19 protein-coding genes, 1 pseudogene and 1 riboswitch are annotated in these 19,821 nt (G+C 46.1%); of the genes and pseudogenes, 18 read left to right on the top strand and 2 right to left on the bottom strand.

Going from position 1 to position 19,821, the window contains the following annotated elements:
* Nucleotides 1-192 precede the first annotated feature (192 nt).
* The 16 genes and pseudogenes from DEALDRAFT_RS15220 (at nt 193) to DEALDRAFT_RS15295 (ending at nt 17,202) form a co-directional block, all read left to right on the top strand.
* The gene (locus DEALDRAFT_RS15220) at nt 193-2,025 is read left to right on the top strand and encodes a tetratricopeptide repeat protein (RefSeq protein ID WP_008519143.1); all 1,833 of its coding nucleotides are present in this window, start codon (nt 193-195) and stop codon (nt 2,023-2,025) included.
* A 112-nt stretch (nt 2,026-2,137) separates the two neighbouring features.
* The gene (locus DEALDRAFT_RS15225) at nt 2,138-2,971 is read left to right on the top strand and encodes a tetratricopeptide repeat protein (RefSeq protein ID WP_008519145.1); all 834 of its coding nucleotides are present in this window, start codon (nt 2,138-2,140) and stop codon (nt 2,969-2,971) included.
* Nucleotides 2,972-3,046: 75 nt separating this feature from the next.
* Nucleotides 3,047-3,229, top strand: coding sequence for a hypothetical protein (locus tag DEALDRAFT_RS15230; protein ID WP_008519147.1), 183 nt, complete (start codon nt 3,047-3,049; stop codon nt 3,227-3,229).
* Nucleotides 3,230-3,294: 65 nt separating this feature from the next.
* Nucleotides 3,295-3,543 carry a ribbon-helix-helix protein, CopG family gene (locus DEALDRAFT_RS15235; RefSeq protein ID WP_008519149.1) on the top strand — a complete coding sequence of 83 codons (249 nt, stop codon included), beginning with the start codon at nt 3,295-3,297 and terminating at the stop codon, nt 3,541-3,543.
* Between the two features lie 87 nt (nt 3,544-3,630).
* Entirely contained in the window at nt 3,631-4,638 is a 1,008-nt protein-coding gene (locus tag DEALDRAFT_RS15240; RefSeq protein WP_008519151.1) for a nucleoid-associated protein, read from the top strand.
* A gap of 235 nt (nt 4,639-4,873) precedes the next feature.
* Nucleotides 4,874-5,497: a GNAT family N-acetyltransferase gene (locus DEALDRAFT_RS15245; protein ID WP_008519152.1), complete on the top strand. Its 624-nt coding sequence runs from the start codon at nt 4,874-4,876 to the stop codon at nt 5,495-5,497.
* 41 nt (nt 5,498-5,538) lie between these two features.
* Nucleotides 5,539-6,282, top strand: a complete 744-nt coding sequence (locus DEALDRAFT_RS15250; protein WP_040379317.1) for a CPBP family intramembrane glutamic endopeptidase — start codon at nt 5,539-5,541, stop codon at nt 6,280-6,282.
* 56 nt (nt 6,283-6,338) lie between these two features.
* Nucleotides 6,339-6,510: riboswitch (cobalamin riboswitch) on the top strand.
* A gap of 91 nt (nt 6,511-6,601) precedes the next feature.
* On the top strand, nt 6,602-7,900 hold the full coding sequence (gene thiC, locus DEALDRAFT_RS15255) for a phosphomethylpyrimidine synthase ThiC (RefSeq protein ID WP_008519156.1): 1,299 nt from the start codon (nt 6,602-6,604) through the stop codon (nt 7,898-7,900).
* A gap of 16 nt (nt 7,901-7,916) precedes the next feature.
* Nucleotides 7,917-9,197, top strand: a complete 1,281-nt coding sequence (bzaB, locus tag DEALDRAFT_RS15260; RefSeq protein WP_008519157.1) for a B12 lower ligand biosynthesis ThiC-like protein BzaB — start codon at nt 7,917-7,919, stop codon at nt 9,195-9,197.
* Nucleotides 9,198-9,212: 15 nt separating this feature from the next.
* Nucleotides 9,213-10,259 (top strand): class I SAM-dependent methyltransferase, encoded by a 1,047-nt coding sequence (locus DEALDRAFT_RS15265; protein WP_008519158.1) that lies wholly within the window; start codon nt 9,213-9,215, stop codon nt 10,257-10,259.
* A 179-nt stretch (nt 10,260-10,438) separates the two neighbouring features.
* The gene (locus DEALDRAFT_RS15270; RefSeq protein ID WP_040379318.1) at nt 10,439-11,488 is read left to right on the top strand and encodes an ADP-ribosylglycohydrolase family protein; all 1,050 of its coding nucleotides are present in this window, start codon (nt 10,439-10,441) and stop codon (nt 11,486-11,488) included.
* Nucleotides 11,489-11,590: 102 nt separating this feature from the next.
* Nucleotides 11,591-11,833 (top strand): hypothetical protein, encoded by a 243-nt coding sequence (locus tag DEALDRAFT_RS15275; protein WP_008519162.1) that lies wholly within the window; start codon nt 11,591-11,593, stop codon nt 11,831-11,833.
* A 2-nt stretch (nt 11,834-11,835) separates the two neighbouring features.
* Nucleotides 11,836-12,138 (top strand): type II toxin-antitoxin system RelE/ParE family toxin, encoded by a 303-nt coding sequence (locus tag DEALDRAFT_RS15280; RefSeq protein ID WP_008519164.1) that lies wholly within the window; start codon nt 11,836-11,838, stop codon nt 12,136-12,138.
* Nucleotides 12,139-12,456: 318 nt separating this feature from the next.
* Nucleotides 12,457-14,877, top strand: a complete 2,421-nt coding sequence (locus DEALDRAFT_RS15285) for a penicillin acylase family protein (protein WP_008519166.1) — start codon at nt 12,457-12,459, stop codon at nt 14,875-14,877.
* A 123-nt stretch (nt 14,878-15,000) separates the two neighbouring features.
* Nucleotides 15,001-15,722: pseudogene (locus DEALDRAFT_RS16320) on the top strand (polysaccharide deacetylase family protein).
* A 139-nt stretch (nt 15,723-15,861) separates the two neighbouring features.
* Complete coding sequence (locus tag DEALDRAFT_RS15295) at nt 15,862-17,202, top strand: NAD(P)-dependent malic enzyme (protein WP_008519170.1); 1,341 nt, start codon at nt 15,862-15,864, stop codon at nt 17,200-17,202.
* A 66-nt stretch (nt 17,203-17,268) separates the two neighbouring features.
* Here DEALDRAFT_RS15295 and DEALDRAFT_RS15300 read toward each other — a convergent pair whose 3' ends face one another.
* Together DEALDRAFT_RS15300 and DEALDRAFT_RS16970 are read right to left on the bottom strand one after the other, a co-directional pair.
* A complete protein-coding gene (locus DEALDRAFT_RS15300; protein WP_008519171.1) occupies nt 17,269-17,736 on the bottom strand; it encodes a flavodoxin family protein in 468 nt (155 codons plus the stop codon).
* A gap of 2 nt (nt 17,737-17,738) precedes the next feature.
* Nucleotides 17,739-17,915 carry a hypothetical protein gene (locus DEALDRAFT_RS16970; protein WP_008519174.1) on the bottom strand — a complete coding sequence of 59 codons (177 nt, stop codon included), beginning with the start codon at nt 17,913-17,915 and terminating at the stop codon, nt 17,739-17,741.
* A 138-nt stretch (nt 17,916-18,053) separates the two neighbouring features.
* Between DEALDRAFT_RS16970 and DEALDRAFT_RS15305 the strand changes: the two genes are divergently transcribed.
* Entirely contained in the window at nt 18,054-18,782 is a 729-nt protein-coding gene (locus DEALDRAFT_RS15305) for a Uma2 family endonuclease (protein WP_008519176.1), read from the top strand.
* 287 nt (nt 18,783-19,069) lie between these two features.
* Nucleotides 19,070-19,522, top strand: coding sequence for a hypothetical protein (locus DEALDRAFT_RS15310; protein ID WP_008519179.1), 453 nt, complete (start codon nt 19,070-19,072; stop codon nt 19,520-19,522).
* Nucleotides 19,523-19,821: the final 299 nt, after the last annotated feature.

Here is a 19,821-nt window from a genome sequence, read left to right on the forward strand (position 1 = left end):
ATAGAGAGTGGTGATTGTTAACGGTACTCGCACAATGTGGGATCTATTAGCACCTAGGAGGCGGACAAGCTGTGTTTGCCTCTTTTCACTGTCAGGCAGGATTAGGTGCGGTGTTGTAGAAACTTGAGGTGATGATAGAAAGCTGTCGTTAAATAAATAGGCCTGCGGGCCGGGATGGAGGAGGAACGTGTCATGAGTAGGAAAGCGGCTGAACTGGAAGCGCGGGGGCGCCAGGCATTGGTGGAAGAAGATTACCCGTTGGCGGAGAGGCTTTTTTTGCAGGCTCTGGCTGAAGTTGATGTTCCCTCCATCCGCAATAATCTGGCACTGACCTATTTTTTGACGGGAAAGCCGGAAATGGCCCTTGAAAAGCTGGATGAGGGCTTAAGCGGGCCCAATCCTTTCGGTTGGGCACTGGCGGCTAAGTGCCTGGTGGCGCTTGGCCGTATGCAGGAAGCTAAGCGGATGGTGGAGGAGGCGGTACGTGTTTTTGAGGGAGGCCTCCGTATCATGAAGGAGGAACAGGTTGCCATACCGCAGAGCTGGCGTGAGTATACAGTGATGATTATGCAGGCGGTTGGTGCTGTTGGAGACCACCGGCAGGTGCTGGAGATTTACCGGCGCTGGCAAGATCTGCATGTGAGCTGTGAATGCAGATATCTGGCGGGGATTGCGGCGTTTAATTTGCAGAGATTCAAGCAGGCGGCCTCTTATTGGGTCGGGCTTGAAAAAGAGTATTTTAATGCGCAGCTGCAGCTTGTGGGCGTGATGGCAGACAAGGGCCTTATTCCGCCGTTTGCACTGGAATACGACTGGTTTTATAAGGCAGGGCTGGCCTGTTACAAAGGAGCAAAAACAAAAGAGGCTCTGCAGACGGCACTGGCCGAAAGCGGCTTATTGCGGATGTTTTTGTTAATTGTAGCGGTAGACGAGTCGGTGGAGGAACAGTTGAGAAAAAACGTCATGGAGGCGATGGTGGTCCACGGCGGCGGTTGGGGCCAGGATTTGGGGATGGCATTTCTGCAGTCCGAGTTGGTTGAAGATAAGCTGAAATTAGCGGTGGCGGAGGCACTGGTTACAGCCGGCGTTTTTGCAGAAGGGGAAGATATTCCGCTGATTATTAACGGCAAGCTGCAGGCCATGAGAGTACAGCAGGTGCAGGTCACCTGGGAACCGCCGGAGGAAATTGAGACAGACTACAGGCAGGCTCTTTTCCTGCTGAAGCAGGGCAAGGCCAAAAAGGCAATTTCAATGCTGGAGGCTCAACGTACAGGGCCTGTAATATACCCCCCGGCAATGTTGACGCTGGCTAATTTGTACAGGAAAGAAAAAATGTATGAGCAAGCATTGCCGGTTTTGGAAATGCTGGAGTCCATTGCTCCCAGCCATCCTATTTTCCTCTATAACCTGGCGGCGTTTTGGCTGGGACAAAAGAATCAAGAGAAAGCCAAGCACTATCTGGAGCGTATTGATCCGGAGCTGGGCAATGATGAATTCAAGGATAAGTACCATTTGTTAAAGCTTGAAATTGAGACTATGTCATACCGGTTTTTCAGCTACGATGATTTCCTGCGGGAAGATATTGAAGATAAGAAGCTGTCAATAGATCCATCTATGGCCCGCGGCCTGCGTAATATGCCGGTTGAGTGGGTGCGGGAAGCCTGTGCTTTCTGGCAGGTGGAGTGTAAAACGAGAAAAGAAGGAGAAGCTGCCCTGGTGGCTGCGGTAACATCTCCTGCGGCCGTGCGCCGGGCGGTATTACAGCTGACCGCAGAGGAAAGAGAACTGTTGGTTTATTTACTGAAGCGGGGTGGCTGGGCTCGGATGTTTGCCGTTGTCCGCAAATTCGGCTCCATGGACAAGGAAGGTTTCCTGGTGGATGAACCGCCGCAGTCGGCGGCGGGAAAACTGTGGCTAAAAGGGCTGATATTTGTGGGCCGGGCCAAAATCAAAAACAGAAATGAAAAAATTGCGACGGTAGCCGTAGAGCTGCGGGAAGAGTTGAGGGAACTGTTGTCTGTCTGATAGCATTTTTAACTTCATAGTACGTATTTTGCGACTTATATAGCCATTTTTAAAAGGCATGAGCTATAATGGTGTACAGCTTGATGTCAGGAATTACTGAGAGGGGATAAGGATGGAAAAGAGTCTGAAGCTGAAGAGGCAGGATAAACACACCTGGGAGTTCGTTTACCCGGAAGATTACATTGATACGTTTGAAGAGTTTGATGCGGCTATGGAAGATATGCAGTGCTTAGATTATCGCAGTGCGGAAGGTGCATTTGTGGGGCTCTATATTAAGCATCCATATCATTTAGATGCTTACCACCATTTAGCACTAAGTTATTACCGAAGGGGCAAACTCAGTGAGGCGATTCCTGTCTGGGAAAAAGCATTGGATATTGGACATAGAGCATTTCCAATTGATTTTCAGTTAGGCAGGGACCGACTGCCCTGGGACTGGATAGATAACCGGCCATTTCTGCGTTGCCTTGATGGACTGGCTTTGGCTAAAAAAGAAGTCGGCTTGTATGGGGAGGCAATGTGGTTAAGGCGTGAGTGTCTCTTGCTTGATCCAAATGACAGCCTGGGTGCCAGATTTGAAATTGGTGAGATGCTTTTGAGTGAGGGCAGGGATAAGGAGTTTGTCAGTTTCAGCAAGCAGTGGGGTGGCGACTGTGTTGGCGAGTTTGCTTATGGGAAAGTATTGGCACTTTTCCGGTTGGGCCAGAAAGATCAGGCAGCCAAAGCACTGAAGGAAGCCAGGGAGTATTTGCCACTGGTTGCTGAAGAAATAGCAAAGAAGAGACATGTCCGGCCAAGGGATTGGGATGACAGGTATTATTCACTGGGCAGTAAGGAGCAGGCCTATATTTATTGGGATAGCTATGGCTTTTTGTGGAAAAAGTCAGAAGGTGCCTTAGAATGGTTAAGAGACGAGCTGAAAAAGCCGGGGAACAAAGATGTTTGAGCCCGGAGTTGATGATAGATAGGTTTCGTGAAATAAATAGGCCTGCGGGCCCATCCAGATAGAGGGGGAATAGCTATGGCAAATATCAAATGTCCGGCATGTGGTTCGGCTGAGACTGTAGAGATTGTATACGGGATGCCTGATGCCGAAGCGTTTGAGGCAGAAAAGCTTGGAGAGGTTTATTTGGGCGGATGTTGTGTTTCAGATAATGACCCGGAACGAATCTGTAAGAGGTGTGGCAGGGAGTTTAGCAGATAGAGGCTGTACGTGACTTGACATATTAGAATATGCGTAATACAACTTGTATTACGGAGGTGGTTTCAGTGATAAGTATCCGCTTGCCTCAGGAGTTGGAGAAAAAGTTGGAGGAGTTTGCTGTAAAAGAGCAGATGACGAAATCAGATATTATCAGGAAAGCTTTGCAAGTATTTTTGGAAAATCAAGAACTGCGGGAGCAACCGTACTTATTAGGGGAGGATTTGTTTGGTAAATGCGGTAGTGGTTCTGCTTCGCTATCGACCGAGTATAAGAAAAAGGTGAGAGAGATAATCCATGCTAACAAACCTGATTGATGCCGGACCCATTATTCCGCAAAAAAATGTGCACAATATTTTTATGCCTTGCCGGTACTAGTATTTAACACCAAGAGGAGCGATACAATGAATGAGACTTCTATTGCAATAAATAAAGCTATACTACATATTATTGATCCGAATTTCGATTTTCCTTTTTTATCAAATGTGGAACTGGATAAGGAAGGAGAGGTGTGGGACTTTTTAGAGAATCATCTCAGGAAGTCATTTGCCTCTGATAGTATTAGAGCGGGCAGATTCTCAGATGATGATTATGAAACTAAACTGTTGGTGGAAAGTATCAGTGATGACAGTTTTGTTTCCGTAAGTGCAGAGCTTGCCAAGGTTCTGTTTAACCTGGTAAAAAAGTTCAGTCTGCCTCCCAGTGATCTGATTTTTACGCTGGTAAAGATTAATCAGGAAGAGCATCTGGCAATATTGAAGTTTAACTATAAAGAAACATATATCCACTATATCGAGAATTCAGGGGACAGTACTCATAACAAACTGATTAAGCAAAAGACCACTTTGCCCAGTGAAACACAAAAGGTGGATGAGTGCATTTTTGTAAACCTGCACAATTTAGATATTAAGATCCTTGAAAAAAGCTATGAAATTGATGGTGAAAAAGAGTTTTATCTTTCCACGCGATTCTTAAAATGTGCAAATGACTTGTCCACCAAGGAAAAGGTCGCCATCTTAACTAAAAGCGTTCGCAAAGTTTGTAAAAAGTATAGTGATGATGATTTTGATAAAGTGGTGGAGTTTCAAACTGCAGTAAGTGAGAGTGCCGAAGAGTCTAATGCTGTACAGATCTCGCAGGTAGCTAATGCAGTTTTTAAAGAGCCTGGTTTACAAAAAGAATATCTTGAAGAGGTACAGAAGGCAGGGCTAAAAGAAGATGTGGTCCACATTTCAGAGGAAAGCAGTACGTTAAAAAGGTTAGGGCGTAATAAGATAAAGACTAATACCGGAATCGAAATCAACTTTCCCTCTCATTGTTACAGCGATAAAGACATGATTGATTTTATCAATAACCCCGACGGCACAATTTCTATATTGATTAAGAATGTGAGCATCGAAAACAAGAAATAACCCTTTGGCTCCAGCGGAGGGAGAGAAAAAGAGCGCTAACGGCCTGAATCCAATCAGGAAGTTAAAAACGGCCTAAATGATACAATCCCTTTGTTAGCAGGGGTTGTATTTTTTTGGCAGATAGCAGAGTGCTTGATGTTTAGAATATGTTTAGTTTTGTTTTAGTCAGTTAATCTACAATTAAACACAAGAATATACTAAAGATGATTCTGCAAATATGTGGAGGAGGGAAGTTATGTCCACACTTTATCGGTTAACAAAAGATGATATCCCCAGAGCAGTGGAATGCCTAAAAGATGCTTTCAAAGATGACCCGCTTTGGGCAGAGGTTTTTAGGGATGACCCAAACAGAGAGAGGTCGTTAACAAACTTTTTTACAATTCCCTTGCTGTATGGAATGAAGTACGGTAAGGCATGTGCAACCTCTCAGGAGATTGAAGGGGTAGCAGTGTGGTTTCCGGGAAAGTATGCAAATTTGTCAATGTGGCGCCTGTTACTCAGTGGGGCTCTACCATACGGGGCAAAAATGGGGAAGGAAACTTTAAGGAATCTTGCCATCGTAAGCAACCAGCTGGGGCCTGATCGCAAAAAGCTGATGAAAAATAAGTCCTACCAGTATCTGATGATTATCGGTGTCAGGGGCAACACACAGGGTAGGGGCCTTGGCAGTAAGCTTATGGAGGAAATAAAAGGGGACTGCGATAAGAAGGAGCTTCATCTGTATCTGGAAACGGAAAAGGAAGAAAACATAGCCTTTTATGAAAAACATGGCTTAAGGGTGCTGCAGAAAATTAATTTCAAAAAACTCGATGTGCCAATGTGGGAAATGGCACGTGAGCCTAATGATGATAAGCTGTAACAAGAGAGAGGGATCTTGTGAAAACAATATGTTGAAGGGAAATGATTGAAGTGAGGGAAGAGTTATTAAGGCCTCTTTGGCAGAGGGTTTTTATTTCCGGATTTGGGTTTGTGGTGGTTACTTTTATTGTGCTGGGGCTAATACGTTATCTGGGACTTGCTTTTTACGGCATTAATTTCGTAACAATTGGTTTTCTGATAATGTGGATTATGCCATTTGTTTTCCTTTCCGCCGGTGGCAGAAAGAAGATAGGGATTAAAAAGCCTGAAAGCTGGCTGTGGGTGTTGATATCTTTTGTTATTGGTGCAGTTGTGGCTGGGGCTATATATTTCCTGGGTTTTGTGCTATATGGGACCGGACCTGAAAATTGGGGGATGACCGTTGCATATGAGTATATGGCAGGGCAGGATGCTGTGTTTGAGCCGGTGGTGTTTGCGGTGGTTACTTTTTTGTCTATGCTCTTTAGCCCTATCGGAGAGGAATTCTATTTTCGGGGTATTATTCATGAGGTATTAGGTGAAAAGCTGTCCAGTTATAAAATGGCGGGTTTTTGGTCCAGTTTTCTTTTTGCTGCCATACATCTTCCTCATCATAATATTTTCTTTACTGCGCAGAGTTTTCTCACCGGGTTTGTGCCGCTTTTCATATGGTTTGCTTTTATGTTTATTGTTTCTTATCTGTTTATCTGGGCCAGAGTTAAAAGCGGTTCAATTCTGGGAGCAATTCTTTGCCACTCAGGCTATATTCTGGGGATGAATCTGTTTGTCTATAATGTTCTGCTGTAGAGGTAAAAAATAGTTGATTGACAAGCCAGGTAAATTTAGGTAGAATATGCGTAGAAAATTCAATAAATATTACAGGTGCCCGCAAGGGAGAATAGGGAACCGGGTGAGAATCCCGGACGGACCCGCCACTGTAAATAGGTAGCTGATACCAAAGCCACTTCATCTGGGGGAAGGCGGTATTTAGCAGTGACCTTAAGTCAGGAGACCTGCCTGTGATAGTTTTGTGTCACCTCGAGGATAGGTGACAGCGAATGGATGATGGAAAAGTCCACGCCTTAGATGCGTGGGCTTTTATTTTTTATCAAAAGGAGGAATTGTGGTGACACAGCTAAGCAAGGCAAGAAGCGGGGAAATTACTCCGGAGATGGAGCAGGTGGCAAAAAAAGAAAATGTGGCATTGGATTTTGTAGCTGAAGGGGTGGCTGCCGGGACAATTGTTATTCCACGCAATGTTAAGCGTAAAAACATTGATCCGGTGGGGATAGGAACGGGACTGACCACAAAGGTAAGTGCCAGCATCGGTGTGTACGGTAAAGAGGGAAGTATTCAGGGAGAGGTTGCCAAGATTCAGGCAGCGGTGGAAGCGGGTACTCATTCCATTATGGACCTTAGTGTGAGCGGTGATATTGATGCCATGCGTAAAGAAACTTTAGCTGTCACGCCAACACCTGTGGGCACATTGCCACTTTACCAGGCTGTGGCGGAGGCCGGGGCCAGGTATGGTTCATCTCTTAAAATGAAAGTTGATGACTTGTTTGAGGTAATCGAGCGGCAGGCAGCCGACGGTGTGGATTTTCTGGCTTTACATAGTGGTACCACAATGGATATTGTCAAGCGGGCCAAGCAGGAAGGCCGTATTGATCCTTTGGTGAGTTACGGTGCTTCCCATTTGATTGGCTGGATGATTCACAATGAACAGGAAAACCCGCTGTATGAGCAGTATGACCGGGTTTTGGAAATTGCCAGGAAATATGATGTGACCGTTAGCCTGGCTGATGGGATGCGTCCGGGATGTTTGGCAGATTCCCTTGATGCTGCTCAGGTTCAGGAGATGGTGGTTCTGGGAGAGCTGGTACGCAGGGCCCGCGAGGCCGGCGTACAGATCATGGTAAAAGGGCCGGGGCATGTGCCGCTAAACCAGTTAAAGACCACCGTTATGCTGCAAAAGAGTTTGTGTAAAGGCGCTCCTTACTTTGTGTTTGGGCCGGTGGTGACAGATGTGGCGGCAGGATATGATCATATCAGTGCGGCCATAGGCGGGGCTATCAGTGCCTGGGCCGGCGCGGAATTTTTGTGTTACGTCACCGCTTCGGAGCATCTGGGTTTGCCTGACCTGGAGCAGGTACGGGAAGGTGTTGTGGCATCCCGGATTGCTGCGCACTCTGCCGATTTGGCCAAAGGCCTCCCCGGTGCAGCAGAGTGGGATTTGGAACTGTCCAAAGCCAGAAAACAGTTGGACTGGCAAAAGCAGATTGAGTTGGCCATTGACCCTAAAAAAGCGGAGTATATGAGAAGAACCAGAAGTGAGGAAACCACTAAGGGTTGTGCTATGTGCGGTAAATATTGTGCCATGGATGTGGTGTCCGGTTATTTGGGTGTATCTAAACAAGTTTGCTAAAGAGAGGATGATAGATATGACTTTGGTACTGGCGGCACGTGCAGGTAAGATTACGCCGGAAATGGAATGGGTGGCTTCCCGGGAAAATGTAGATGTTACTGTGATTCAAAAAGGTTTGGCGGAAGGCACCATTGTGATACCCAGAAATATTTTGCGAAAAGACTTTAATTATACGGGAATCGGGCAGGGGCTAAGGATCAAGGTTAATGCGTTAATTGGCACATCCAGTGACCGCATAGATTGGGAAATGGAAGAAAGAAAGCTTGCCAATGTAGAGGAGGTAGGCTGTGATGCCCTGATGGATTTAAGCACCGGAGGGGATATAGACGGCATGCGGCGTCTGATCCTGAGTAAAGCAAATATTGCGGTGGGTAGTGTGCCGGTTTATCAGGCGGCGGTGGAGGCCATAGAGAGCCGCGGCAGTATCGTTGATATGACAGCAGATGACATGTTTGCGTCCATAGAAAAACATGCCGCCGACGGTGTTGATTTCATGGCTATTCATACCGCCCTTAATTTCGATGTTATCAAGAGGTTACAGACTTCAGGCCGTGTAACCGATGTGGTGAGCCGCGGCGGTGCTTTCCTTACAGGCTGGATGCTGCATAATGAACTGGAGAATCCGCTCTATGAACAGTTTGACCGTCTGCTGGAGATTCTGAAAAAATATGATGTGACTTTAAGTATGGGTGATGCCATTCGGCCCGGCTCCACAGCCGACTCCCTGGACGGTGCCCAGCTTGAGGGGCTGATTGTGGCGGGAGAATTGGTTGCCCGGGCACAGGAGGCGGGAATACAGGTGATGGTGGAAGGGCCCGGCCATGTTCCCATGAACCATATCGAGGCCACCATGTTATTGCAGAAGCGGGTCTGCCACGGTGCACCGTACTTTATTCTCGGCAATCTGGCCACTGATGTGGCGCCGGGCTACGACCACATCACTGCAGCCATCGGCGGCGCTCTGGCCGGTGCAACCGGTGCAGATTTTCTCTGCTATGTAACTCCGGCGGAACATCTGGGTTTGCCTACCGAGCAGGATGTAAGAGATGGAGCCATTGCGGCACAAATTGCAGCTCACGTCGCTGATTTAGCGAAGGGCAATAAACAGGCCTGGGAAAGGGATCTGCAAATGGCCCGGGCCAGAGTTGCTTTAGATACTGACCGCCAAATTGAGCTCTCTATTGATCCGGAAAAATCCAGGGCGGCCTTCTCCCAAAAAGGCGCAGGTGGTCATTGTGCAGCCTGTGGAGAAGAATGTGCCAGTGATGTGGCGGCTAAATATTTTGGCATCGGATAAGTGGAGTTGACTGTAATGAGGCATTTTACGCAGTGCGACACTGAAAAAAACGGAGCGCAGTATCTGGAAGACCTGGCTACCGGCTACTGGTATTCAGAAGCACTCTTTGCCGCCGTGGAGATGGATATTTTTTCTCTTCTGGAGGAAAAAGGGATGAGTATTGATGAGTTAAGCCGCAGGCTTCAGCTTGATACAGGAGGCCTTGCCCGTTTTCTGCAGGCTCTCTCTGTGTTGGGCCTGGTCACCGAAAATGGCCATGAATACTGCAATACACCTATCTCCGCCACATATCTGGTGGCAGATAAGGAGCACTATCAGGGTGATTCTATCCTGTGGCGCAAAGCATTGGCGGTGGGGTGGCAGGGATTACAAGACTGTTTGAAGGCTGGAGGGAGGATAGATTATCCAACTGATGATGCGGTAGAAGAACAGGTTGTAAAAAGGATTGGCCGATACATAAAAGCCATGGATTGTGTGGCCAAAACTAAAGTTTTGGAGATTCTCCCGATTTTTGCAGACACTCATTTTTCCGGTCAAATCCTTGATGTCGGGACCGGTTCCGGCGCTGTTGCAGCAGGCTTTCTCAGACAATTTCCAGATATTAAAGCTACCCTCCTTGATATCTCCTGGGTCCTGGATTATGCATTGGAAATGCTGCGGAAGGCCGGACTGGCAAACAGGATAAACTGTGTCAACGCTAATATACTGGAGCCCTGGCCTGTGGATGAAAAGTTCAAGCTTGTTATTCTGTCAAATGTTATCCACGTCTATGCGGAAAAAGAGGTTTCTGCTATCCTGGCTGAAGCAGTTCGGTGTTTAGACCATGACGGGTTTGTGCTGATCCATGACTTTTTCCTGCAGCATTCTCCGTCTAAAGCAGCTCTTTTTGATTTAAATATGTTTATCCATACCTATAACGGAAAAGTGTTTGACAGTAGGTGGGTCCGGGAGGAGCTTAAAGCCTTAAAGCTTAGCACCACACCGCTGATACCACTTGCCACTGATACCGGGATTATTGTGGCAGCAAAAAGTGAAGAGTACTTGCATAAGCTTAATTATTAGGGCAGGGTTTCTCTATAGCAAAAGAGGTTCATTTCCGGCAACACCCCTTAGTAATTGGGGTTACATTCTGGGAATGAACCTTTTTTGTCTGACGGGGGGATTAATTTATCTTGGGACAAGTATGTGTCCTTTATTTATGTTATTGTTAAAGGACACTTGAAGACAAATGGGGTGTAGACATGGGCGGTAATAGAAGTGTTGATTATTTTAGAGGGTGTTTGCTGGGTGGCGCTGTTGGCGATGCTTTAGGCTGGCCCGTTGAATTTAAGAGCCGGGAGGCGATTTTGTCTCAGTATGGGCCCGGAGGTATTACAGATCTTGTTTCCGGTAACGGCGGAAAAGCAGAAATCACCGATGATACGCAAATGACTTTGTTTACCGCAGAAGGTTTACTGCGGGCCGAGACCCGTGGCCGGTTGAAAGGGATTTGTCATGGCCCTTCGGTTATTTATTTCGCCTACCAGCGCTGGTTACATACGCAAGGGTACCCTAAGAAAGACGACTTGGATTGGATTTACGATGGGTGGCTGATTGAGGTTAAAGGCCTTCATGAACAAAGGGCTCCGGGTAACTCCTGTTTATCTGCTCTGTCTGAGTCGCGCCGTGGTACAGTAAGTGAGCCAATCAATAACAGCAAGGGCTGCGGTGGAGTTATGCGGGTGGCCCCTATCGGACTGTATCTTAAAAAAGAGCAGGCCTTTGAGTTGGCTGTTAACTGTGCGGCTTTGACTCACGGTCATCCCAGTGGGTACTTGTCAGCCGGTGTTCTGGCTTATATGATTGCGGCCATTATTGAAGGTTTGGATTTAGAGAATGCAGTTAAGGGTTCTTTGGTGGAGCTTGGGAAGTATGAAGGGCATGAGGAATGCAGTGAGATTGTGAAGAGGGCAGTTAAATTGACAGAGAGTACTGAGCCGGTGGAGGCGATAGCTGAACTTGGTGAGGGATGGGTAGGCGAAGAGGCGCTGGCTATTGCAGTGTACTGCTCTCTGAAGTTTAAGGATAACTTTAAAGAGGCTGTGACTGCTGCTGTTAACCATGATGGGGACAGTGACAGTACCGGGGCGATTACCGGAAATATTCTGGGTGCTTATTTGGGTGTTGATGGGATTTCTAAGGATTGGATTGAAAAGGTTGAATTGGCTGAGGTTATTAAGCAGTTGGCTGATGATTTGTTGGTTCGGTACCGGGATGAGAGTGAGTGGTGGGAGAGGTATCCGGGATATTAGAGATTCCTGAACTGTTCATTTTTATGTGACAGCTATGTTATAATAATAGAAGAGCTGTCTGGTAGGTATTTTTCAGACAGCGAATAAGTTGAGGTGAACAGAATGAAGCCGATAAAAATTGATAGCAAGGCCATATTGCTTGCCATAAATTCAGGCAAGCATTATATTCAAGTAGATGGTCGAAGGTTTTTATTGCTAGAAGTTGAGGAAATAGATGACTCTACACTAACAGCCGACATGTATAAGGTAACTGATCCGGAGGAAGAGAAGTTACTTCTTGGTGCTATCAAAAATGATAACCCTATTTTATCTGCTAAAGAGATAGATCAGATGTTAGAGGAGTGAATATGAAGGTTAAGTGGAGGGCATCTGCCGTTACCTCTTTACTTGAACTTGATAAATGGAGGAAAACTCTAGAACTAACCCCTATCGCTAAGCATCTCAAAGGTAAAGTAGAGGAGTATTTTTTAAAACAGGATTTATCTCTTTATGTACCAGGGCGACAGGTTGCAATAAAAAATATGCCTACAGATCTTCGAATAGTATTACTGTCGATTGGCAAGTCTGAACCGTACAAAGTTTTCTATCGAGTTTCTGGCTATGATATTGAGATTATTTTAATTAGGCATCCGCGGCAGAAGCAACTATAATAGGTGAATTTCAGCAACAACCCCTTATATATCTAAGGGGTTGTTTGTGTTTTGCGGTTTAGGTCCGTTTAAGCTGTCGGATAGTATTCCAATGGCTTTTTTATGCCGGTGGGAAACTATAACGCCTTTGTAGCTAGCAACCGGTACAGAAAAGCGCGGCTGAGGAAACCGTCTTTTTTTGTTGCATCCCGCAAATATCCCGGCAATATATATAAAATATAGCTATGATATGCGAAAAGTTTATAGAATATTTAGACAAATATATTTGCATATGTTAAAGTTTAATTAACGGTAAATAATGCAGAAGGGGGAATTGGGGTGCGGGGGACAGCTTCTGTTAAGGTTAGGCATCCATTGATGAAAAGGCGCTGGGTCAGGGTAGTTTTATGGATCTTTGGGATACTGGTTTTTTTGCTGGTAAGCGCTTTGGTGGGAGGGTATTGGTTTATTTCACGCAGCCACCCTGTGCTGGAGGGGACCGGTACCATGCCGCAATTGCAGCAAGAAGTGACGGTGCTGCGGGATGAGCGGGGCGTGGCGCAGATTAACGCCGGTACGCTGGAGGATTTATTTTTTATCCAGGGGTATGTAATGGCACAGGACCGTCTGTTTCAGATGGATATGACAAGGAGATTGGCCGGGGGGCGCCTCTCTGAGGTCATAGGAGAAGATACGTTGGAGGTTGACCGGTTTTACAGGACATTTGGTATGCACCGGGCCACAGCGGCTGTGGTGGAGAAGTTTGATGCAGAAGCCAGCATAATGGTGGAGTCGTATGCTGCCGGGGTTAACGCTTATATTGAGGAGGCCTTTGCAGCGGGGAGACAGCCTGTGGAGTTTCGCATTTTAGGTTATGATCCGGATCCCTGGACTGCGGAAGATTCGGTGATTGTCGCCAAGTATATGGGATATACTTTGTCCGGTGATCACAGAAATGAGCTGATGAATTATCGTGTGGCCAGAGCTTTGGGGGAGCATGCCCAACTTATTTTCCCCGATTACATGATTGCAGATTTTCCGCTGATCTATGAGCTGTCGGAAGTGTCTCCTTTCAGTGATGAGGAGTTGGAAGAGTTGGCAGCGTTTGCGCCGGCGGAGTTTCAGGGCAGTAACAACTGGGCTATAAGCGGAGAGCATGCCGAATCCGGGTTTCCTTTGGTGGCCAATGACCCTCATCTGGCCTTTGGGATTCCCAATGTTTGGTATCAGACACATTTGAACCTGGAAGGCGATTTTAACTCCATTGGGGTAACGGTTCCCGGAGTGCCCGGGGTGGTTCTGGGACACAATGGGTACATGGCGTGGGGAGTAACGGCCATGAGCGTGGATCAGGAGGATTTGTATTTAGAGCAGTTTAATCCGGAGAATCCCCAGCTTTATTTATTTGATGGCAAGTGGGAAGAGGCCACTGTGATAGAAGAAGAGATTTATGTTGACGGAGTGGAAGAGCCATACATTGAGGTGGTGGAGATTACAAGAAACGGCCCTATTATTAACAAAGTTATTGATGAGGGGCCGTATCAGGCCATCTCTTTGCGGTGGACCGGTCTGGAGCCGGGGGAAGAGTTCAATGGAATTTTAAAGCTTAGCCGATCTACCAATATGGAGGAGTTTATTGAGGGGATGGAAGGCTTTGTGACTCCTGCATTGAGCTGGGTGTTTGCCGACAGAGAGGGAAATATCGGCTACCGCGGGCAGGCACTGTTGCCGGTGAGGCAAAATTCCACCGGAGTATTGCCGGTGCCCGGCTGGGATCCCGCTTATCAGTGGGACGGTTTTATTCCGGGAGATGAACTGCCGCAAATCTATAATCCTGAAAGAGGCTATATAATGACTGCTAATAACCGTCCCGCGGGAGAAGATTACCCTTACGAGATAGGTAAATTCTTTTTCCCTTACCGTGCAGAACGGTTGGATGAGCTGATTCAGGGACAGATTGCCAGTGGTGATGCTTTTACGCTGGAGCAGATGAAAGAGATGCAGCTGGATATTTTAAATACTCAGGCCCGGGCGTTGGCTCCTGTTTTAACCGATGCTGTGGTAAGGGCGGCAGATGAGCAGCCTTTATCAGCTATTGAGCAGGATGCGCTGAATCTTTTACAGGGTTGGGATTACGTTGAAGATGCGGCTTCAGCTGAAACCCTGGTCTGGCATCAGTGGTATAACCTATTGGGCTCAGCTTTGTTTGAAGAGATGCTGGGGTTTCCCTGGAACAATTTTTTGGTGATCCACCATGTTCTGGTGGAAGCAGATCAAGACCCGGGTAATGTTTTGTTTGCATTCTTGCCGCAGGGGTATCATCTGTCCCTAGATGAGGTGGCACGACAAACCTTTGCCGAAGCCATTGAGGAGGTTATTGCTATCCAGGGCAACAATCCTGACAGATGGGAATGGGGCAAGTGGCACAGGTTAACTGTCAGACATCCCATAGGGTCGGTTTGGCCGCTTAATTATTTGTTTAATGTGGGAGAATGGGGGCTCGGTGGTAGCGGTAATACCCCGAAAGCATTGTTTGCTGATGAAACAGGGCAAATCCTGGGAGGCGGTGGATGGCGCTTTGTCAGTGATCTGTCCTCTGTGGAAGAATCCTATGACATAATTATGCCGGGCCAGTCCGGTCAGGTGTTCTCACCCCACTACAAGGATCAGATAGAGGGGTGGGTGCAAGGAGAGCTTTATCCCATGATTTATGAGAAGGAAGGTAGCCAGAATGTAAAAAGAAAGGTTTTTACCCCTTAAACTTCACTTAAGAAAAACAATCCCTGTAATGGGGATTGTTTTTTTAGAAACGGTGATTTTTAAGCAGTTTGGTATGAGCAAAATTATTTGGCATAGGATTTAGAAAAAGCGGGGTGTGGGGATATGGATAATACTTTTAGTTATTTCTATCCGCAGGATAAGGGTAAGAAAAAGAAGAGTGTGGAGAAGAAGGAGAAAACTGCTGCCTCTTCCGGTAAAACAGCTTATCTTAGCTTTGATGATGGTCCCTCAGAACAAACGGTCAGGATTTTGGATGTATTGAAGCGTTATGGGATTAAGGGGACTTTTTTGTTATCGGTGAGGATACGGAATTTGGCCGGAGGATGTATAAACGGATTGTGGATGAAGGACATCAGATCGGCAATCATTCATATTCACATGATTATGATAAGATTTACAGATCAGTTGAGAGTTTTGTCAATGATTTTATGAAATTAGAGAGACTGCTGGAGAGTGCCACAGGGCAAAGGCCCAGGGTTATGCGTTATCCTGGAGGGTCAAATAATACTGTTAGCCGCCGTGCCGGCGGAACTGGGATTATGGGGGACATCGTTGCTGAGATGACCAGGCGCGGCTATATTCATTTTGACTGGAATGTGGATGCCGGTGATGCCGCAAATGCCATTAACAGTCCCGATTTAATTTTGGGAAATGTGTTGGATCAGGCGGCACAAAAGAGAAATGCCGTGATTTTACTGCATGATGCGGGATATCAAAAACATACTCCGGCGGTACTGCCGCAGATTATTGAGGGCCTGCAAAGTCAGGGGTTTGGCTTTAGCGTATTATCCCAATCCTCATATAGGGTTCAGTTTGTAAAGTGAACAGGCAATTCCTCAGGGAGTTGCCTGTTAATTTTTAGATTTTTTTAAATACCTACTGGATATCTTAAAAGGAGTTGTGATAAAATTAACTTCTGTATCGCGTTGGCGGTAGATAAAAGATATAGGAGTGGATTTGGGAATGGACATCAGAGAAGAACTAATTAAAAAGGCTGAAAAACCTGCCCTGGATGCCATGCGGTTGCATCCTTTTTATAAAGGTAAAATTGAGGTTGGTTTAAAATGCAGGGTGCGTGACTTTAACGATTTTGCCATCTGGTATTCTCCCGGGGTGGCAGAGCCATGCAAGGCCATTGCGGAAAACAAGGATTTGGTTTATGAACATACTAATAAAGGTAATGTTGTGGCGGTGGTTTCCGACGGTACCAGGGTGCTGGGCCTGGGGGATATCGGGCCTGAAGCATCTTTACCGGTAATGGAGGGTAAGGCACTTTTATTTAAGTATTTGGGTGGGGTTGATGCTTTCCCAATTTGTGTTGACACAAAGGACCCGGACAAGCTAATTGAGTTTGTAAAGATGATGCAGCCCACATTTGGCGGTATTAATCTTGAAGATATAGCCAGTCCCAAGTGTTTTTATATTTTGGAGCGGTTGCGTAAAGAGTGCCACATCCCTGTCTTTCACGACGATCAGCAGGGGACTGCCACGGTAACTTTGGCCGGGCTCATAAATGCGCTGCGCTATGTCAAAAAAGATCTTGCCGATGTAAAGATTGCTATTATCGGTGCCGGATCGGCAAATGTGAGTATTACGAATCTGATTATTGCCGCCGGTGCCGACCCGGGCAAAATGTTTGTGGCAGACATTGACGGGATTCTTAATAAGGAACGGGCAGAGGAATTAAGAGATAATAATCCGAAAAATTACGAGTTGGCTATAAAAACCAATGCCGAAAAGCGCTCCGGCGGTACAGCGGAGGCCATGCGTGATTGTGATGTGGTGATTGCCCTGTCTCAGCCCGGCCCTGGGGTAATAAAGAAAGAATGGGTGCAGGGTATGGCAAAAGACCCCATTTGTTTCTTTTGTGCCAACCCCATTCCGGAGATGTGGCCCTGGGAAGCAAAAGAGGCAGGAGCGGTGATTGTGGCCACCGGGCGTTCCGATTTTGCCAATCAGGTTAATAACTCGGTGTGCTTTCCGGGAATTTTCCGCGGCGTTTTAGATGTGCAGGCTTCCACCATTACAGATGAGATGTGCATTACTGCAGCCTATACCATTGCTGATTTGGGGGCCGAAGGTGGTATTGACCCTGAAAACCTGCTGCCGAACATGGATAATGTGGAAGTATTTATCCGACAGGCGGTAAGCGTTGGCTTAAAAGCCATTGAACTTGGTATAGCCAGAAAAAATCTCAGCGAAGAAGAGCTGAGAAGTAAGGCAGAGGAGGCTATATACCGGGCCCGTAATGCAACAAAGATGATGATGGATGAAGGGTTTATTGTGGATCCTGATAAAAAATAGCAGAGAGTATGAGAACACGCCCGGGGAATTAATCCCCGGGCGTGTTAAGTTAAAGCTAGAAGAGAGCTATAACATGCTGCAGATGTTTGTTGCACATTGGTCTATGTTTTCTTCACGGTTTGGCTTGGACCAGATAATGATCTCGGTGCCGATGATATCTGCTCCTTTGGACCGGCAGATTTCTTTCATTTTGTTTATGGCGCGGTTGCCGCCGGTCCAGTGGAAGGGCAGCTGCTTTGTCACCACGCAGGCTACTTTTTTGTTTTGTAATGTGGGCAACTGGTTTAGATAGGCTGCCATTACCGGTACCAAAGAAAAGGCCTGAACTGCTGCTGCAAAGATGATGGCGTCATAGGGCTCTGTTTTGGGAGTGTTGGTAAATTCAAATTCCGTTGCCCGGGGTGAGGAGTCGGCTGTGGTGGTGATTTTTTCAATTGTTGCTGTATGGCCGTTTGCTTCAAGTTGTTCTTTTAGCTTTTGGGCAACCGAATTGGTGTTGCCGGTTTGGGAGTAGACGATGATACCAATATTCATTTTTAATCGCTCCTATCTTCTTTGGCACATTTTTGTTCTAACAGGACATATGAGTCATATGGGTTCTTTTTGACGCATTGTTCATGAAAGAGACGTCCGCCTTTTCTTATCTGATATTCTTTACCTTCTTCGATGTAGTCAAAACAAACAAAGCAGGTGCCGATGTACTTAATTAACATAATGGTACCCTCCTTAACCAATAATTCAGCATCTTCCTTTTTTCTCCTTCTTTGCCTGTTTAATTAAAAGATAGCTATTGTTCTGGTTGACTAATAGCTAAAATAAATATATAATTTTAGCTAAAGGAGGTGTGCAGGATGCGTGTCAGTACTACTGACTTGCAGAATGCTTTTGGCAAATACCTGTCTTTGGTAGAGAAGGAAGATATTATTGTGGTAAAGAACGGTAAGAGCGTGGCAAAGCTTGTCCACTATATTGAGCCGGACTTTTATGTTGTCCGGGAAGAAGCACATAGTTATAAGCCGGTAAGGAAAATCAGCTACGACGAATATCTGGATTTGGTTGAATCGTCCGATCAAAGGTATGAGTTAATTGATGGTGTTGTTTACCTGTTGGCTTCTCCGGGATTCAAACACCAGGTTGTGGTAAATGAGATGTCTTGGCATTTTAATAATTATTTCCGGGGAAGAAAATGTCGATCTTTAACCGCGCCGTTGGATATCCGGCTTTTTGGGCATGCCACTAAGTTTGAAGAGGATCCCAATGTGGTACAGCCGGATATTGTAGTGATTTGTGATGAAGAAAAGGTAAATGAAAAAGGCAGGTACGTGGGCGTACCCACTTTAGTTGTGGAGGTTTTGTCTTCGTCCACCAAGGGTAAGGATCTGGCTACAAAATTACACCTGTACATGAGAAGTGGTGTATCGGAATATTGGGTTATTGACCCGGACAAGAAGAGTATTACCCGTTACTCCTTTGATGAGGAGCGGGATATTCAAAGCATGGATATCTTTGGAGAAGGGGATGTTGTTAGCTCTGTTGTTTTTAATGGGTTGGAGCTGCGGTTGGATGAGATTTTTACTTAAGATATAACAGAGCACTACGTTCAGCGCGTAGTGCTCTGTTAAGCTTCCAGAAGGTCTTTTAGGTTTTGTTCCATTAATGGTTTGAAATCCTGGTATTCTCTCCAGGTGGCTTCTACAAATTCGAGGCGGATTTCATCGTTATGAGAGAAAAGCAGGTCTCCGTCGCAAATTTTAGGGTCAGGTCCCGCATTTTTTGCATTATAAAGACTGGACAGTTCAATTTTTGGTGATTTTGGGATTAGTTGTGGACAAATAAACCTGTCCCTCTGTCCACAGGGGAAAGTGGGGTGATTAAGGTGGGACGGTACTATATTAAGAAGCATTACAGGACGGAAGAGGAGTATCCCGGACCTGAAGGGATTCATTTTACCCGCAGGGCGGCCGGTGTGGCTGGAAGGTTTGCGGAGTGTGGCGGTTTTTTGTTATATGAAGCGGGACAAAGGGATGGGAAAGGCCCGGTGGGGGCCAAGTGTGTGTACGGTTATGGTGTGGTTGCCGGTGAGCCGGTGGAGGTTGAGCCTCCGCGGGTTGCCAATGGAAAGGAATATCCACTGGTTGTTCCGGTGGAGATTAAAAAGCGGTTGGCCGATAGGGGTCAGGGGATTCCGTTGGTGATTTTAAAAGAAGAGTTCGGGATACAGATGCGACCTACTCTGGGAGGTGTAATGGAGATTTCCCGGGAGGTTTTTGCAGAGTTGCAAGGGAGAATTGATTTGCTGGAGGGGGAAGAAAAAAAGTAGATTTTTTAAAAAACGTTGGAACTTTTTTTGCGTGTTTACGTCAAATAGGCTTATGCAATGTTTTTATCTTATGGTAGATTTAACATAAAAATAATTCGATAGGTTAAAAGGATTTTTCTTAAATAAGTTGAATTAATTAGTGTTGAAATGAGAATATGGTCGAATATTGCTATTTACAATTATTATGAATTAAGCATAAAAGGAGGGGATAGGTAAAGCTGTTTGTTTTTGTTTGTAGACTTAAATAGTAAGAAAAAGAAAGAGGGGTTAATTAAATGAGAAAAGGTTTATTGGTTATT

This window comes from Dethiobacter alkaliphilus AHT 1 (assembly GCF_000174415.1).
Taxonomy (GTDB): domain Bacteria; phylum Bacillota; class Dethiobacteria; order Dethiobacterales; family Dethiobacteraceae; genus Dethiobacter; species Dethiobacter alkaliphilus.

Bases quoted from the DNA above. Each gene is read 5' to 3' on its own strand.
- DEALDRAFT_RS15220 (WP_008519143.1), top strand. From the start codon at position 193: ATGAGTAGGAAAGCGGCTGAACTGGAAGCGCGGGGGCGCCAGGCATTG.
- DEALDRAFT_RS15225 (WP_008519145.1), top strand. From the start codon at position 2,138: ATGGAAAAGAGTCTGAAGCTGAAGAGGCAGGATAAACACACCTGGGAG.
- DEALDRAFT_RS15230 (WP_008519147.1), top strand. From the start codon at position 3,047: ATGGCAAATATCAAATGTCCGGCATGTGGTTCGGCTGAGACTGTAGAG.
- DEALDRAFT_RS15240 (WP_008519151.1), top strand. From the start codon at position 3,631: ATGAATGAGACTTCTATTGCAATAAATAAAGCTATACTACATATTATT.
- DEALDRAFT_RS15245 (WP_008519152.1), top strand. From the start codon at position 4,874: ATGTCCACACTTTATCGGTTAACAAAAGATGATATCCCCAGAGCAGTG.
- DEALDRAFT_RS15250 (WP_040379317.1), top strand. From the start codon at position 5,539: ATGATTGAAGTGAGGGAAGAGTTATTAAGGCCTCTTTGGCAGAGGGTT.
- bzaB (WP_008519157.1), top strand. From the start codon at position 7,917: ATGACTTTGGTACTGGCGGCACGTGCAGGTAAGATTACGCCGGAAATG.
- DEALDRAFT_RS15265 (WP_008519158.1), top strand. From the start codon at position 9,213: ATGAGGCATTTTACGCAGTGCGACACTGAAAAAAACGGAGCGCAGTAT.
- DEALDRAFT_RS15270 (WP_040379318.1), top strand. From the start codon at position 10,439: ATGGGCGGTAATAGAAGTGTTGATTATTTTAGAGGGTGTTTGCTGGGT.
- DEALDRAFT_RS15275 (WP_008519162.1), top strand. From the start codon at position 11,591: ATGAAGCCGATAAAAATTGATAGCAAGGCCATATTGCTTGCCATAAAT.
- DEALDRAFT_RS15280 (WP_008519164.1), top strand. From the start codon at position 11,836: ATGAAGGTTAAGTGGAGGGCATCTGCCGTTACCTCTTTACTTGAACTT.
- DEALDRAFT_RS15295 (WP_008519170.1), top strand. From the start codon at position 15,862: ATGGACATCAGAGAAGAACTAATTAAAAAGGCTGAAAAACCTGCCCTG.
- DEALDRAFT_RS15300 (WP_008519171.1), bottom strand. From the start codon at position 17,736: ATGAATATTGGTATCATCGTCTACTCCCAAACCGGCAACACCAATTCG.
- DEALDRAFT_RS16970 (WP_008519174.1), bottom strand. From the start codon at position 17,915: ATGTTAATTAAGTACATCGGCACCTGCTTTGTTTGTTTTGACTACATC.
- DEALDRAFT_RS15305 (WP_008519176.1), top strand. From the start codon at position 18,054: ATGCGTGTCAGTACTACTGACTTGCAGAATGCTTTTGGCAAATACCTG.